At 41.3% G+C, this 13,952-nt stretch carries 17 protein-coding genes; 10 read left to right on the forward strand and 7 right to left on the reverse strand.

Annotated elements, in window-relative coordinates; all coding sequences use genetic code 11:
- Positions 1–85 precede the first annotated feature (85 nt).
- From J7E37_RS16360 to J7E37_RS16400, 9 genes are all read left to right on the forward strand, one after another.
- The gene (locus tag J7E37_RS16360) at positions 86–643 is read left to right on the forward strand and encodes a GNAT family N-acetyltransferase (RefSeq protein WP_214781330.1); all 558 of its coding nucleotides are present in this window, start codon (positions 86–88) and stop codon (positions 641–643) included.
- A 3-nt stretch (positions 644–646) separates the two neighbouring features.
- On the forward strand, positions 647–1,741 hold the full coding sequence (locus J7E37_RS16365; RefSeq protein ID WP_215025189.1) for a threonine aldolase family protein: 1,095 nt from the start codon (positions 647–649) through the stop codon (positions 1,739–1,741).
- Positions 1,742–1,912: 171 nt separating this feature from the next.
- Complete coding sequence (locus J7E37_RS16370) at positions 1,913–2,182, forward strand: hypothetical protein (RefSeq protein ID WP_214781335.1); 270 nt, start codon at positions 1,913–1,915, stop codon at positions 2,180–2,182.
- A 106-nt stretch (positions 2,183–2,288) separates the two neighbouring features.
- Positions 2,289–2,957, forward strand: a complete 669-nt coding sequence (locus tag J7E37_RS16375) for an SOS response-associated peptidase (RefSeq protein ID WP_214781336.1) — start codon at positions 2,289–2,291, stop codon at positions 2,955–2,957.
- 105 nt (positions 2,958–3,062) lie between these two features.
- Positions 3,063–3,266: a hypothetical protein gene (locus tag J7E37_RS16380; RefSeq protein ID WP_215025192.1), complete on the forward strand. Its 204-nt coding sequence runs from the start codon at positions 3,063–3,065 to the stop codon at positions 3,264–3,266.
- Between the two features lie 73 nt (positions 3,267–3,339).
- Complete coding sequence (locus J7E37_RS16385; RefSeq protein WP_214781341.1) at positions 3,340–3,546, forward strand: DUF6501 family protein; 207 nt, start codon at positions 3,340–3,342, stop codon at positions 3,544–3,546.
- A 227-nt stretch (positions 3,547–3,773) separates the two neighbouring features.
- Positions 3,774–4,358: a GNAT family N-acetyltransferase gene (locus J7E37_RS16390; RefSeq protein WP_214781343.1), complete on the forward strand. Its 585-nt coding sequence runs from the start codon at positions 3,774–3,776 to the stop codon at positions 4,356–4,358.
- 24 nt (positions 4,359–4,382) lie between these two features.
- Positions 4,383–4,772, forward strand: coding sequence for a fluoride efflux transporter CrcB (crcB, locus tag J7E37_RS16395; protein ID WP_215025195.1), 390 nt, complete (start codon positions 4,383–4,385; stop codon positions 4,770–4,772).
- Complete coding sequence (locus tag J7E37_RS16400) at positions 4,769–5,119, forward strand: fluoride efflux transporter FluC (RefSeq protein WP_215025198.1); 351 nt, start codon at positions 4,769–4,771, stop codon at positions 5,117–5,119. Before crcB ends, J7E37_RS16400 begins: the two co-directional genes overlap by 4 nt.
- A gap of 48 nt (positions 5,120–5,167) precedes the next feature.
- Here the strand turns inward: J7E37_RS16400 and abc-f are convergent, their stop codons facing one another.
- From abc-f to J7E37_RS16415, 3 genes are all read right to left on the reverse strand, one after another.
- Complete coding sequence (gene abc-f, locus J7E37_RS16405) at positions 5,168–6,889, reverse strand: ribosomal protection-like ABC-F family protein (protein WP_215025200.1); 1,722 nt, start codon at positions 6,887–6,889, stop codon at positions 5,168–5,170.
- Positions 6,890–7,351: 462 nt separating this feature from the next.
- Positions 7,352–8,122, reverse strand: coding sequence for a membrane protein insertase YidC (gene yidC / locus J7E37_RS16410; protein ID WP_215025202.1), 771 nt, complete (start codon positions 8,120–8,122; stop codon positions 7,352–7,354).
- Positions 8,123–8,144: 22 nt separating this feature from the next.
- Positions 8,145–8,432: a hypothetical protein gene (locus tag J7E37_RS16415; RefSeq protein WP_215025204.1), complete on the reverse strand. Its 288-nt coding sequence runs from the start codon at positions 8,430–8,432 to the stop codon at positions 8,145–8,147.
- Positions 8,433–8,612: 180 nt separating this feature from the next.
- Here J7E37_RS16415 and J7E37_RS16420 point away from each other — a divergent pair, with 180 nt between their 5' ends.
- The gene (locus J7E37_RS16420) at positions 8,613–8,933 is read left to right on the forward strand and encodes a hypothetical protein (protein ID WP_251009713.1); all 321 of its coding nucleotides are present in this window, start codon (positions 8,613–8,615) and stop codon (positions 8,931–8,933) included.
- Positions 8,934–9,181: 248 nt separating this feature from the next.
- On the opposite strand, the gene J7E37_RS16425 is transcribed toward J7E37_RS16420, so the two are convergent.
- From J7E37_RS16425 to J7E37_RS16440, 4 genes are all read right to left on the reverse strand, one after another.
- Positions 9,182–9,916, reverse strand: a complete 735-nt coding sequence (locus J7E37_RS16425) for an urease accessory protein UreH domain-containing protein (RefSeq protein ID WP_214781354.1) — start codon at positions 9,914–9,916, stop codon at positions 9,182–9,184.
- Between the two features lie 90 nt (positions 9,917–10,006).
- Positions 10,007–10,747, reverse strand: coding sequence for a pyruvate formate-lyase-activating protein (gene pflA, locus J7E37_RS16430; RefSeq protein ID WP_214781355.1), 741 nt, complete (start codon positions 10,745–10,747; stop codon positions 10,007–10,009).
- A gap of 78 nt (positions 10,748–10,825) precedes the next feature.
- Positions 10,826–13,051, reverse strand: a complete 2,226-nt coding sequence (pflB, locus tag J7E37_RS16435; protein WP_215025206.1) for a formate C-acetyltransferase — start codon at positions 13,049–13,051, stop codon at positions 10,826–10,828.
- Positions 13,052–13,377: 326 nt separating this feature from the next.
- The gene (locus J7E37_RS16440; RefSeq protein ID WP_215025208.1) at positions 13,378–13,827 is read right to left on the reverse strand and encodes a cupredoxin domain-containing protein; all 450 of its coding nucleotides are present in this window, start codon (positions 13,825–13,827) and stop codon (positions 13,378–13,380) included.
- Between the last annotated feature and the right edge of the window lie 125 nt (positions 13,828–13,952).

Below are 13,952 nucleotides of genomic sequence, written 5' to 3' on the forward strand. Positions count from 1 at the left end.
TTGGACATTGCTATGATAAATTGAACTATACAGAAGTGTTCTCAATGTCTAAAATTAAGCTAAGGGATATTTTGGAGGAAATTCGATGCTGATAAGTGAAAAGGGTTTTAATATTAAGGGTTTGAATTATAAAATTCGATCGGCAGTTGAGTCAGATGCGGAGGCTTTGTCAGAATTAAGGCTGCAAATTGACGGGGAGACTGAAAATCTTGACCGGGAACAAGGCGAGGCATTCATTGATCAGAAAGGTTTTCAGTCAATAATAAAAGCAGATACGGAGAGTCCTAGAAACATATTTCTGGTCGCAGAAACGAATGGAAGGCTTATCGGGTTTTCAAGGTGTGCTGGAAATGAATTGAAGAGGTTCCGGCATAAAGTAGAATTCGGGGTAGGTATTTTAAAAGAATTCTGGGGCTATGGTATCGGCAAAAACTTGTTACTTGAATCCATTTCCTGGGCAGATGAAAACGAAATTAAGAAAATCACTCTGCATGTGATGGAAACTAATGAAAGTGCCAGGAGGCTCTATGAAAAGCTTGGCTTCGAAGTCGAAGGTGTTTTGAAGAATGATAAACTCCTGTCTGATGGCAATTTTTATAATATGGTTGTGATGGGCCGATTAAAGAACGGAATGGAGGGATGATTCATGGTTAATACATTGCAGGAAGCTTTTAATCGATCGACATACCAATTGACCGGCCACGGCAAAAGAAATGTCCAGGTCTTAAAGGATGCTTTTGAAAAAATCGACGGACAGCTGGATAGTGATATTTATGGAACTGGAAAAGTTATAGAAGACTTTCAGGACAAAATGGCTGCGTTCCTGGGCAAGGAAAAGGCTGTTTTCTTTCCGAGCGGAACGATGGCCCAGCAAATCGCTTTGCGTATTTGGTGTGATGAGAAAGGGTTGCAGAAAGTCGCATACCATCCGTTAAGCCACCTGGAAATCCACGAGGAGGATGGGTTAAAAGAATTACATAATATCAAGACAGTAGTGCTTGCAGACGAAACCCGTGTGATCGAGCTTGAAGACGTGTCATCCATGGAGGAGTCTGTTGCTTGCCTATTGCTGGAATTGCCCCAAAGGGAGATTGGCGGGGAGCTGCCAAGCTTTGAGACTCTTGAAAACATATCTAGGTATTGCCGAAAGAATGGTATCAAGCTGCACCTTGATGGAGCGAGACTCCTCGAAGTGCTGCCCTATTATGAGAAGAAAGCTTCTGAAGTGTGCGAGCTTTTTGACAGTGTCTATCTCTCTTTTTACAAGGGAATAGGAGGGATCGCCGGTGCAATCCTGGCGGGCGAGGAAGAATTTGTATCTAAATCAAAGGTCTGGAAAAGGCGGTATGGCGGAGATTTGATTAGCCTTTATCCATATATTCTATCAGCAGATCACTATTTCAATCAGAAATCTCACAAAATGGCACTGTATTACGAAAATGCAAAGGAACTGGCTGGCTTTTATAACTCGTGCCATTCGATTACTACACTGCCCGAGATTCCGGTTTCAAACATGTTTCATGTCCATTTTCCTCATCCGAAAGAGGAAATAGAAACAGTTTTAATAGAAGTGATACGAAAAACAGGTGTAGGATTCATCAATCACCTAAAGTCAACTGGAGAACACTCGTGTTATTTTGAAGTAAGTATTGGGGATCGTTATGAAGAAGTTCCTCAAGAAACAGTAAAAAACGCTTTTTTACAGCTGGATCACTTGATGAAGAGTAAATTACCATTATGATTGTTTTGAATTTAGCAAATAAAACACACTGAATTGAACAAATTTTGAACATCATTTTGAACATTTTGTTACAACTGTACCAGCATTATATTAATTAATACCATATCTCCCTATAATATAGTGTATATACCCGAACCTTATCATGGTTTGGGCTTAGGGGGGGATGGTCGAATGAAGTGGCTTTGGGTGTTAGTGCTGTCGATCATAAGTGTTTTATTCCTTATTAAAGGGATTGAGCTTTGGTCGGTCATTGACCATGTGGATGGGGATGGCATTGGTATTACGTTTCTAGGGTTCAGCATAAACGATAGAGTTTTGAATGAAGGTATATCGGGTTATGCGCTAGGTTTTACGATTGCGTCGATCATACCATTGCTGGTTGCAGCAAATATTGCTCTCAGGGCAAAAATAAAAAAGAATTTGGATGCGGAAAAGATATAGATAAGCCAGGCTAAAAAGGAGCAGGCTTATTTTTTTTGACTGAAAATGTTACTTCCCGAAGAGGACGGGAAGTATAGTAAAAAACCATGTGATGGAGGAAAGAAAAATGTGCGGACGGTTTTCACTATTCGAGGACATTGGCTCTTTGAAGGAACAATTTCAGTTCGACTTCGCGGACGATATCGATGCCAGGTACAATATCGCACCCGGGCAGGACATAATGACAGTAATTGATAGTGGAGAAGGCAGGATTGGGACAAAAATGAGGTGGGGATTGATTCCCTTCTGGGCGGATGATGAAAAGATTGGCTATAGAATGATCAATGCACGCGCAGAGACGGTCGATGAAAAAGCGAGCTTTAAGCATGCTCTTAAACAAAGGCGCTGCCTGATTCTTACTGATGGTTTTTACGAATGGAAAAAAGACGGCAAGCAAAAACAGCCATACCGTTTTGGTATGAAAAATAAAAAACCGTTCGCGTTAGCAGGGCTTTGGGAACACTGGAATAAGGGTGGGAAGAATATTACTTCCTGTACGATCATCACGACAAGTCCAAATGAAGTTACCGAAAAAATCCATGACAGGATGCCTGTGATTCTGCCAGAGGATAAGCTTGATATGTGGCTTGACCATTCTTTTGGCCAAGCTGAAAAACTAAAAAAACTGCTGATTCCGTATGATGGAGATTTCATGGAATCCTACCCGGTTTCAACCGCAATAAATTCTGCCAGAAATGAAGGAAAAGAACTAATTGCTCCGATTAACAGTCTATAGAAAAAATTTCCTTTAGTTCCGGGATGTTTAATACAAGTCTTGATTGTGGTAAAGAAAGACACAGCCAAACACCAAGATGAAAACATCCTGGAAAGAGGGGTTAACATGAATGGATTTACTAAAAACGGATTTTATGAACTGATTTATAAAAATGAACGTTTTTCTTTTTTACAATATATTCGCAAAGATGTAATATGTGATGTTTGCTATATAACTTTAAAAAATGTTATTACTGGTGAAACAATGACTTTTGATAAAGCGGACGTACGTGGCCTGAAAATAGCAGGTGAAGAAGCGAGTGCCAGCTAACTATTGCTTATTCGATCATCTTTTCTTTATACTATACTATAGTATAAGAAACTTACTTAAAGGAAGTGCAGAGATGATCCACACGAACTGGAACGAACGCGAAACGATCAAGACGCTAAAATGCGTCCACACAGATGCAAAAAAATATATTGTAAATAACAAGCTGACATCTGGAAAGGTATATGAAGTCAAAAACGAGACTGATGAATTTTTCTTCATTATTGATAATTCCGGCAAGGTTGGCGGTTATTACAAAGAATATTTTGAAGAGGTAAAGTAAGTTCGCAGGCTGCCCGGAAGACCGTGCAGCCTGTTTTTTTTTTTTAGTGGCCAACTAAAATTTCCATTTTTGAAGGCACTTTTTCGTCCTGTTGCCTTTAAGTATGCAGAATTACATATAAAAAGCGGGAATCCAAGTGAGAAAGCAGCCTTATCAATTAGGGCATTCCCAGACTATATTCGCCGGTGGTATGATAAGGGTTATACGACGAAATGGGAGTTGGGAAGATGGATAAGAAGGTCACTCTGGAAGGTAATACAGTAAACCTGATGCCTATGGAATCCAGTCAGCTTGATGGTTTGTGGGGAGCTGGGCAAGACCAGTCAATCTGGGAATTTACATCTTCGAAGGTCAGGAATAAAGACGAGATGGAAAAAGTCATTGAAGCAGCGATGGCAGAGAGAAAAAAAGGAACGCAAATACCATTTACCGTCCTTAATAAGAAAATAGGTAAAATAGTAGGCAGTTCAAGATTTCTTGATATTTCAGAACCACATAGATCACTTGAGATAGGCTGGACCTGGTACAGTCCTGAATACTGGAGAACAAGCGTTAATACAGAAACGAAAATGCTCATGCTCCAATATGCTTTTGAAGAAATGGGAGTGAACAGGGTGCAATTTTGTACAGATTCCAGGAATGTACGCTCGCAAACGGCAATCGCCCGTCTCGGTGCCCAAAAAGAAGGGGTGCTGCGGAAACATCGAATAATCGCTGACGGCTATGTAAGAGATACAGTCGTCTTTAGCATTCTGAAAGAAGAATGGCCTAAGGTTAAAACAGGTTTACAGGAAAAATTGAATCGAGTATAGCGGTGCAAAAGGAAGGTTATTTTTTTGGTATATCTAGGAGTAGGACTTGGGGGAATGATCGGAAGCCTCCTGCGTTACTTAGTCAGTCTTAGCACAAGCAATTTCTTAAATAATGGGTTTCCCACGGGCACATTGATTGCCAATTTAGCAGGCTCATTGTTTTTAGGGTGGTTCACGGCCCGTATTTTAACTAGAAGTAATCTAAATCCTGTACTGTCGGCAACAATTGGTACTGGTATAACAGGATCATTCACGACTTTTTCAACCTTCAGTATGGAAACCCTGTTAATGGTAGAGAACGGCAGTATAGGGGTGGCAATCTTCTATGTGCTTTTAAGTGCTGTTGGCGGGTTGTTCCTTGCAGCAGCAGGCTATAAGCTTGGCGGAGGACCTCACGGGGAGGCGGGAAAATGATTGGGTTCTTATTGGTAGCTTTAGGCGGAATGGCCGGAGCCCTCTCAAGATTGGGTGTCCAAAAGTTAATGCCCCAAACCGTTTTGCCGGTTGCTACGCTCACGGTGAACCTTATTGGATCTTTTTTGCTCGGATGGATTGTTGGTCATGGAATCCAGGGGAATCTATACCTTTTTGCTGCAACAGGTTTTATGGGGTCATTTACTACCTTTTCCACCCTGAATGTTGATGTAGTAAAACTTATCAACAACAAACAAAGTAAAGCCGTGGTGGTATATGTTGCAAGTACATATATCGGCGGTCTCTTAAGTGCAGCGGCAGGTTTGTTTATTGGCAGATTATTTTAAATGGAAAAACACCAGTTCAAATTCTGGTGTTTTTTCATGAATTATAGGTTATTCTAATTCTCTTTTCTTTTTCAATAGCTCGGAAAGCTCCTTGTCGAGCTGCTCATAACCAGGTTCATCCCTAGTCATGAAAGACAGCCTGCCAATGATGGCATTGATTTCATATTGGAGAACCATCATTCGCTCGGCTCTTTCCTTACTGCCTTGATCAGGCCTGGATTTCCGGGTGTTATATTCTTTCATGCCAAATTCTTTCCTGCTAATTTTTCCGTCATCGATCAATAAAAGTTTATCACTGATTTTCTCTTGAAAATAAACATCGTGTGAGACCACCAGTATCGAACCCCGGAAATTCAACAAAGTTTTTTCGAGACTTTCCCTGCTGGCCAAGTCGAGATGGTTGGTGGGTTCGTCTAGAATCAGCAAATCGATTTCATCCAAGAGCATCATCACAAGCTTCACTCTCGTCCTCTCGCCAAGGCTTAGGTGGCTGATTGGGACCATTAGTTTTTCTTCTGTGAGTCCAATATTAGCAAAAATCGTCCTCACTCTGCCGATCGATTCTCTATCTGTAAGTCCAGTATACTCCAGTGCCGTTTTATCGGGAGGGAGGTCTGATACATCCTGGCTGAGATAACCGATCCTTATGGTTTCGCTGACCCAAACCTCACCAGATGAAGCTGTTTCTTCACCAAGCAGTATCTTGACAAGGGTTGTTTTTCCGCTGCCGTTTTTACCCAACAGGGCCATTCTTTCTCCGTGGTTCATATAAAAATGGCTCTTATCAAATAAACAGCGGCTGCCGAAGGATTTTGAGAGCTCGCTGGCTTCTAAGATGCGTTTCCCTTTCTTGCGGCTTTTCTGAAACTCGAAACGGACGGTAGCTTCTTCCTTAGGTTGCTTAATTTCATTCTTTTCAAGTTCCTGAGTCAGTCGTTTCATCTTCGACTTTACTTGATTATCCATCTTCTTTGCTTTCATACGATGGTATTCCTTGAATCCAATTTGTCTTCTTTCAGAGGCAGAACCCTGTTTCGTCGAATCACGATGGGCTTTTTCCGACCAGTTTTTAAGATTAGCCATTTGCTGTTCGATTTGTTGTTTATGTTTTTGCTGTATTTCATAATGGTGAAGCTGAATTTCATACAGTCTTTCTTTTTCCTTGCGGTAAGAAGTGTAGTTGCCTTTAAATAACTTTGTTGTACCATCCTCGATTTCAATAATTTCTGTCACGGTCCGGTCAAGGAAATATCGATCATGGGAAATAATGATCACGGCGCCTTTAAAAGTTTTCAATTCGTCTATCAGCCACTCTACACCCTGCAAGTCCAAGTGGTTTGTGGGCTCATCGAGTATGAGAAGTTCCGGCCTGCTTGCCCATACACTTGAAAGTGAAATTTTCAACTTTTCGCCGCCGCTTAACTTACTCCAATCAGGATTAGCCCAATCAATATCCTTGTTAAGCCCTAACTGTCTTGAAATCTGAAATAGATCATTACCCGTCAGAGAATCAATATTCTCAAGTTCATGAATGGAATATTCCGTTGATTGTTTTAGATATCCGATGTTTAAGGTTCTGTTAAAAGTATCGATGAAACCTTTATCAGGTAAAAGACCTCCTGACATAATATTCGCCAATGTAGTCTTACCGGCGCCATTATTGCCGACCAGTCCAATACGGCTGTCTTGTTTTAAATCAATTTCCGCATTTATTAATATTTGCTTTTCATTAAAGCTCTTCTGAATACCTCTTATTTTCATGATCGTCATAAAAATTTCCACCTTTCGTTTAATGACTATTGAATGAAGGCGAGTATTTTATCCATCAAAAAAACCTCCCAGGTGATTTCCCGGAAGGTTCTGCAATGCACTCACAATAGATTCAAAACGCCACCAAACAAGCATTATATTGCCTAATGGCAACATGCTTTCGTTGAAAGGCTATAAATCGACTTGGAATGGCTAAAAGGGCAGACTAATCCTATTTCCGGGCAACACGTTTTTTCCATATTAGAAAAATCGGGCAGAAAATAAGATTAGTATTTCATCGGCTCTTTACCATTCCCTTCGAATATCATTAATTCACAGTATAACTTGATGAAAAGTTCGATGTCAACCATAATATTCCACTTGGAAATGCCATGCGTTTTGGTTAGCTCCGATAAGCGCTGCTCCTGATTCTCGCAGTTATTATAAACTTTCATTAAAAAACCTGGGAAGCAAACTCCCAGGTTAAGCTTGGTTTTCAACTTTGATTTGACCTTTTTTTTGTACATAGACCCTTTTTGCCAGTAATGTCTGTGCAATCAAGAAAATCCCGCCAACAGTCCAGTAAAGCGGAAGGGCTGAGGGGGCATTCAATGAAAATATGACAATCATCACTGGTGACAGCAGTCCCATCAGTTTCATTTGCTTTTTCTGTTCCGCTGTTACGTTAGACATTGAAACTTTAAACTGCAGATAGTAAATCAGGCCGGCAGCAGCAGTGATCCATATATCAGGATGTCCCAGGTTGAACCAGAGGAAGGTGTGGCTGGCAATGTCGGCAGAGCCGCTAATCGCATAGTAAAGGCCCATCAAAATCGGCATTTGTACAAGCATCGGCAGGCAGCCTGCAGAAAGGGGGTTGACCCCATGCTTCTGATAGAGCCCCATCATTTCCTGCTGCAATTTCCTTTGCTCAGCTGCATCTTTTGTTCCTTTGAGCTGCTTCTGGATCTCATCCATTTCAGGCTTGAGTAATTCCATCTTCTCTTTCATATTCTGCTGGTTCTTATATTGTTTTAACATCAAAGGCATTAACACAAGCCTGATGAGCATTGTGATCAAAATAATCGCCAGGCCATAGCTATCGCCTGTAAGGCCGGCGAACAGCTTGATGAGCCAGGTAAAGGGATCAATGAATGTTGTCTGGAAGAAGGATCCCTCGTTTGTCAATGCCTGGCATCCAGTTAATAATCCTGGTATAAATAGAATAATAATCATGGTGAAAAGCTTCTTCATTTTTCTCCTCCTAAAATATAGCTTAGTAATTAACTAAAGGAGAAAAATGGCTGTCTTCATCACCAGGATCGATTTTTATTTTTATTCGTTTAAGGAGTTGAAGGTGAAACCTCATTCCAAGCTCAGCTTTATTTTTAAAAGCTGTTTGAGAAACCGATGGCTTTAGCCTGAGCCGCAATAAACACGACCGGATAATGGGGGCGTCACGCAAAATCCAGAAGGCGGACATCGACATGCTGATGAGCAAAGTTAAATAAGCAGTATAAACAGCTGTTGCATCGACGGACTGAGCATAAAGTTCCAAAAGCATGTCATCACCTCTTTTCATGCATTGATCAATTATATTTGAAAAATCGACTGCGAGCAACTCTACAATATATACGGAATTAAATTGAAAAAGTTTCAATTCCCAAATAGTGGGGGTTTCAAAAAATAGAATAATGGCTATGTATATAAAACAAACTTCCCAATCCGAAAAGGGGTGGAAATCTTGAAAAAAGTAGTATACGGATTAATGATCAATTCAGGTGACGCTGACGAAATGCTGTGGGACCATGGTATATGGGAAACAGAAGAAGCAGCGAATGAATACATTGAAAATGAAATGTCTGCGATCAGCGGGGTTTGGGCAGGAGAGCTGAAGGTCAACGATCCTATCCCAGAAGTGGCGGAATATGACGAGGAAAAAATGGTAGAGTGTTCACTTTGTGGGATCGAGTATAACCCAGAGGACGTAAACACCGATGATTACGACGAAGCGGTTTGCATCAACTGTGAGCCGGGATACAAGGAAAATATGAATATAGCCTAAGTCGAATAGCCATGGACTCAAGGTTCATGGCTATTTAGTTATGAAAAAGATATTGTTATCTTCATTTCATAGTTAGTTTGCTTTTCCTGAACAGGAAATCGCTCAGTCATATACAATAGTTAAGCAAACAACAAAGCTACGACATGGCTTATTATGAAACTGCTTGTATATTGACAGCTTATCAGGGATACGAAGGCAAAGCTGTCAAGAAAAGCGCGTTATTGTGACAGCTTTTCAGAGAAACAAATTTACACCCCCCAGTATGTGACTGTATCAAAAATTCCAACAATAATTAAAATGTATCCTGCTATTTTCTGTACAAATGACCCCAGCTTGCGACCTTTTTTCAATAATGACCCATTCAGGCCGATATATGAAATTATAACTGCAAAGATAATCAGCGGGATGGATGTGCCAATGGCAAAAACAGACGGAAGGACTGCTCCGTATGAGGTACTCAGGACAATCGGCATAAGTGTAAAGAAGAATAAGGAAAACATCGTAGGACAGAATGCGATTGAAAAGCTTACCCCCATTAAAAAAGATCCTGTTTTTCCGCTGCCAGTCCATTGTGGCAAAATTGAAGTGAAACGATTGATCCAATTAAATGTGAAGAGCCCGATAAGTGACAGACCGATCAGGATGAATAGGGGGCCCATAAGTTTACGGAACCAGGAAAAGAAGCCTGGCAAGGCCTGCTGGAAGCTCTGGCCTACTATCCAGACTGCAAGTCCGAGAAGTGTGAAAACGAGTATTTTGCCAAAGATGAAAAAGGCAATTTCGATCCACTGGTTTTTTGTCTGCAGACTCCGGTTGCCATAATAGGTGATTGCACCGAGATTTCCTGTCAGCTGGCAAGGAGCAAGAGCCCCGACAAGTCCTAAGAGGAAGCTTGCCAATAAGGGGATTTGTTCAGTCTGGTTCACAAGGGTGAAAAATGGTCCGCTCAAAAAATTGCTGATCTCTGTAAATAGTTGATACATAAAGAACCTCCACAAAAACTATTACCACTATGATACTAGAAAATTATCAAAATAGTATGCAGGAAAAAACAGCAGGAATGAATCCTGCTGTTAATTCACTGCAATATGGGCTGTCAATAGCTTATAGGCATTTTCCACTTCATCGTCGGACGGAGGTTCGACATCTTTAAGGGGATACTCAAGCCCTAATGCTTCCCATTTATAAACGCCAAGCTTATGATACGGCAATACCTCAAGCTTTTTTACGTTTTCCAGTGTGCCGATAAACTCACCTAATTTGGTAAGGTCCTCAATTTCATTTGTGACTCCAGGGACCAGTACATGGCGAACCCAAATTGGAACTTCATGGTCAGATAAAAAACGGGCGAAATCCAAAATGTGATCATTGGCCATTCCTGTCAGTTTAATATGTTTTTTCCTATTGATATGTTTTAAATCTAATAGAATCAGGTCAGTGTAATTTAAAAGCTCTGTCAGCTGCTGCTGAAAAAGGGGAGCAGTTGAATAACATCCTCCTGAAGAATCAATAGTGGTGTGCACTCCGAGTTTTTTGCACTCCTTGAAAAGCTCAGTAATAAAAGGAATCTGTAAAAGCGGTTCACCGCCGCTTACTGTGATGCCGCCGCCAGAAGCTTCAATAAAAGGCAGATAGGCTTTCAAATCATCAACAATTTCGGAAACAGACATCTGTTTGCCCGTGCCGATCTCCCAGGTGTCTGCATTATGGCAAAATTGGCACCGCAGCAGGCACCCCTGTGTAAAGATGACATAGCGAATCCCAGGTCCGTCTACGGTTCCAAAGGTTTCAATAGAATGGATGTTTCCGATCATGATGATTTCTCCTTTCATTAAAACAGGAGTTCCCGCCATGGGAGAGGGGCAACTCCTGTTTCGGTACACTTGAATTATTTACATTGTTTCATGGAAAGTACGGTTAATGACATCCATCTGCTGCTCACGTGTAAGCTTGATGAAGTTGACTGCATATCCAGATACACGGATTGTCAGCTGCGGATATTCTTCAGGATGCTCCATAGCATTTAATAGAGTTTCACGGTTAAACACGTTGACGTTTAAGTGGTGGCCGTCTTTGATCGCATAGCCATCAAGGATGGAAACAAGGTTATTTGTACGGCTGTCTTCATCTTTTCCAAGTGCTTTTGGCACGATGGAGAATGTGTTTGAAATCCCGTCAAGTGCATAGCTGTATGGAAGCTTTGCTACAGATGACAGGGAAGCGAGAGTTCCTTTAGTGTCGCGTCCATGCATTGGGTTAGCACCTGGAGCGAATGGTTCGCCAGCGCGTCTTCCATCCGGTGTATTACCTGTCTTTTTTCCATATACGACATTTGAAGTAATGGTTAAGATTGACATTGTATGGACAGAGTTGCGATATGTCGGGTGTTTGCGCAGCTTAGTCATGAAGTTTTTCACAAGTTCAACTGCGATGCTGTCAACACGATCATCGTTGTTTCCGTATTTAGGGAAGTCGCCTTCTGTTTCAAAATCTACGGCAATGCCGTTTTCGTCACGGATTACTTTGACCTTTGCATGCTTGATTGCACTTAATGAATCCGCTACTACACTTAAGCCTGCAATTCCAGTTGCCATTGTGCGAAGGACTTCTGTATCATGCAGCGCCATTTCGATTCTTTCGTAGCTGTACTTATCATGCATATAGTGAATGACATTCAATGTATTGATGTATAGGCCGGCAAGCCATTCCATCACATTGTCGAATTTGGCCATCACTTCTTTATAGTCAAGCACATCGGAAGTAATCGGGCTAAAACCTGGAGCTATCTGCACCTTGAGTTTTTCATCGACTCCGCCATTGATTGCGTAAAGCAACGCTTTCGCCAGGTTGGCGCGTGCTCCGAAGAACTGCATTTGCTTGCCGATTTCCATTGCTGATACGCAGCATGCAATTCCGTAGTCATCACCGTATTCGCAGCGCATCAAATCGTCATTTTCATATTGGATAGAGCTCGTTTTGATTGACATCTCTGCACAATACTTTTTGAAGTTCTCAGGCAGCGCAGGTGACCATAACACTGTCAGGTTTGGCTCTGGAGCCGGTCCGAGATTATCAAGTGTATGAAGGAAGCGGAAAGAGTTCTTCGTTACAAGCGATTGCCCATTATGTGCCATACCGCCGATTGATTCAGTTACCCAGGTTGGGTCACCACTGAATAACTCGTTATAGTCAGGAGTACGCGCAAATTTCACGAGGCGAAGCTTCATGACGAAATGATCGACAATCTCCTGTGCTTCTTTTTCAGTAAGTGTTCCATTTTGCAAGTCTCTTTCAATATAGATATCAAGGAAAGTTGCGACACGGCCAAGGCTCATTGCTGCACCATTCTGTTCTTTGATTGCAGCAAGGTATGCGAAGTAGACCCACTGGAAGGCTTCAACTGCATTGGATGCTGGCTTGGAAATATCATAGCCATAGCTCATGGCAAGCTGCTTCAATTCATTCAATGAACGGTATTGCTCAGAAATTTCTTCCCTTAGGCGCATTGTGTCCTCTGTCATGACACTGCTGGTCATTCCATGATCTTTCTTCTTTTGCTCCATCAGGAAGTCTACACCATAAAGAGCTACACGGCGGTAGTCGCCAATGATGCGGCCGCGTCCATAAGCATCCGGCAGGCCAGTGATGATTCCGGCTTTACGAGCCTGGAGCATTTCTTTTGTATAAACATCGAATACACCCTGGTTATGAGTTTTACGGAAGTCAGTAAAGATTTTTTCTACTTCTTTATCCAATTCATAACCATATGCCTCGCATGCTGCTTTCGCCATACGAATGCCGCCAAAAGGCTGCATAGAACGTTTAAATGGCTGATCAGTCTGGAAGCCTACGACTTTTTCTTTGGTCTGGTCAAGATAGCCCGGCCCATGGGATGTAATAGTGGATACGACTTTCGTATCCATATCAAAAACACCGCCGTTGTCACGTTCCTGCTTTGTCAATTCCATTACCTGCTGCCATAATTGAAGCGTTTCATCTGTTGCACCTTCAAGGAAACTGAAATCACCGGTATATTCAGAGAAGTTTTTTAGAATAAAGTCCCTAACATTGATATCTTCCTGCCAAGCACCATTTTTAAAGCCTTTCCATTGTTCCATTTTAATTCACCTCTAAAGTAGATGTTTATATAACAGTTACCACACTTTTATCATACTACGGATATAACAGATTGAGTGTGACATATTTGTGAAATTATGAACAATACAATATTAATATGTGTTTCACTCTTGAATATGGATCTGAATTTAAAAACTGTTCTATAATTGTGCGGAGGTTTTCTGGCGCTGTTATATATGAATTTCTTTATTATAATTCTATCAGGAAATTTAGTACCGTGTTTATAGTGTTATGGATGTTTTGTGTCAATTTCAGAAATGGAACCAAAAGAAAAAACAGGATGCAATATCCTGTTTCACCGTTTGGCTTAATCGACGACGATATAGGCGATCATAGGTCCGTTATGCTCAGCTGAAGGATGAGTCAGACAAATCAGCCTGTATGTCCCTTCTTTTTCAAATTGTAAAGGGACAACTGTTTCTTCCCCCTTCTTTACCACACCTTTAATATCGGTTCCTTCAATGATGAAAGGATGTTCCTTTCCGTTGACCCCCAGTATCTTCAAATGAACCTTTTCTCCTTTTTCCAAAAAGATTGTTCCTGGGTCCCATCGGTATGCTTCAATTTCCTTGCCATCATCTGTAGTAGACTTGAACTCGCCGGTCACCATATGGATTTCGCGGATTTGTTCATTCTGTCCGCCAATTGCCGGAGTGGCATCAGGCTTTAGGCTCAACCATAGAGTACCGACGATGGCAATAAATACGATTAGTCCCAAAAAATATAATGTTCTTCTTTTAAACACAAAGAAATGCATGTTTTCACCTCCTTAAGATCCTCTTTAAATATCTATGCTCGTCCCCTAGCTGAACTTGTCTAATTTTTTTTGAATTTCTCTTGTATAGATTAACTGGACAACAACAAACTATAGATTAGATACGA

The organism is Bacillus sp. ISL-39 (assembly GCF_018613295.1).
Classification (GTDB): Bacteria; Bacillota; Bacilli; order Bacillales; family Cytobacillaceae; genus Mesobacillus.

Bases quoted from the DNA above. Each gene is read 5' to 3' on its own strand.
- J7E37_RS16415 (WP_215025204.1), bottom strand. From the start codon at position 8,432: ATGCTTTTGGAACTTTATGCTCAGTCCGTCGATGCAACAGCTGTTTAT.
- J7E37_RS16390 (WP_214781343.1), top strand. From the start codon at position 3,774: ATGGATAAGAAGGTCACTCTGGAAGGTAATACAGTAAACCTGATGCCT.
- J7E37_RS16360 (WP_214781330.1), top strand. From the start codon at position 86: ATGCTGATAAGTGAAAAGGGTTTTAATATTAAGGGTTTGAATTATAAA.
- pflB (WP_215025206.1), bottom strand. From the start codon at position 13,051: ATGGAACAATGGAAAGGCTTTAAAAATGGTGCTTGGCAGGAAGATATC.
- J7E37_RS16365 (WP_215025189.1), top strand. From the start codon at position 647: ATGGTTAATACATTGCAGGAAGCTTTTAATCGATCGACATACCAATTG.
- pflA (WP_214781355.1), bottom strand. From the start codon at position 10,747: ATGATCGGAAACATCCATTCTATTGAAACCTTTGGAACCGTAGACGGA.
- J7E37_RS16400 (WP_215025198.1), top strand. From the start codon at position 4,769: ATGATTGGGTTCTTATTGGTAGCTTTAGGCGGAATGGCCGGAGCCCTC.
- abc-f (WP_215025200.1), bottom strand. From the start codon at position 6,889: ATGACGATCATGAAAATAAGAGGTATTCAGAAGAGCTTTAATGAAAAG.
- J7E37_RS16385 (WP_214781341.1), top strand. From the start codon at position 3,340: ATGATCCACACGAACTGGAACGAACGCGAAACGATCAAGACGCTAAAA.
- J7E37_RS16440 (WP_215025208.1), bottom strand. From the start codon at position 13,827: ATGCATTTCTTTGTGTTTAAAAGAAGAACATTATATTTTTTGGGACTA.
- yidC (WP_215025202.1), bottom strand. From the start codon at position 8,122: ATGAAGAAGCTTTTCACCATGATTATTATTCTATTTATACCAGGATTA.
- J7E37_RS16380 (WP_215025192.1), top strand. From the start codon at position 3,063: ATGAATGGATTTACTAAAAACGGATTTTATGAACTGATTTATAAAAAT.
- J7E37_RS16375 (WP_214781336.1), top strand. From the start codon at position 2,289: ATGTGCGGACGGTTTTCACTATTCGAGGACATTGGCTCTTTGAAGGAA.
- J7E37_RS16425 (WP_214781354.1), bottom strand. From the start codon at position 9,916: ATGTATCAACTATTTACAGAGATCAGCAATTTTTTGAGCGGACCATTT.
- J7E37_RS16370 (WP_214781335.1), top strand. From the start codon at position 1,913: ATGAAGTGGCTTTGGGTGTTAGTGCTGTCGATCATAAGTGTTTTATTC.